At 62.0% G+C, this 685-nt stretch carries 1 pseudogene; it reads left to right on the forward strand.

Features of this window, described 5'->3' with window-relative positions:
* Positions 1–549, forward strand: a pseudogene (locus ACSIPU_RS30420) (site-specific integrase); the annotation flags it as partial.
* Positions 550–685 lie beyond the last annotated feature (136 nt).

The following is a 685-nucleotide window of genomic DNA, read 5'->3' on the forward strand; positions in this document are numbered from 1 at the left end:
AGCCGGGCCTACAGCCCGGACCAGGTGGCCCTGATTGCCGCAGCACAACAGCCCGCCAACGCCCTGGCCACCGCGATTGCCCTGGCCGCCGGATTACGCGCCCATGAACTGCTGACCCTCGCGCCCCGCCAGGAGCGTGCACCGGATCCCCGTCCGGCAGCGGACAGTAAATTTGCCGGTCGGGAGGGTGTGATTTACACCGTTCAGGGCAAAGGCGGCCTGGTCAGGGAAGTCCTGATACCGTCCCCCCTGGCTGAACGTCTGGAGCATGTCAGGCTGGCGAGCCCGGTCCGGGTGACCGATCGCGGCGTGTTTTACCAGAGTCAGTACGCCATTGGCGGAGGACAGCGCTGGTCGAACGCCTTCAGTGCCGCCTCCATGCGTACCCTGGGCTGGTCACGGGGGGCACACGGCGTGCGTCACAGCTACGCCCAGCAACGGATGCAGGAGCTGCAAAAACTCGGTCTGGTTCGTGATATGGCCCTGCGCACCGTGAGCCAGGAAATGGGCCATTTTCGTCCGGAAATCACGGAGACATACCTGCGATGACAAGAACGTTTATTTTATTGTGTACCGGTGTTTTCGCCATCGCGTACGCCCTGTATGAGCTGAAACATATGGGCGTTTACTATACGGATGCCAGTAATCCGCAGCGGGTCACTGGCTGGAAGGCGGTCACCGAACT

This window comes from Klebsiella sp. HN106, from assembly GCF_051209435.1.
GTDB classification, from domain to species: Bacteria; Pseudomonadota; Gammaproteobacteria; order Enterobacterales; family Enterobacteriaceae; genus Klebsiella; species Klebsiella oxytoca.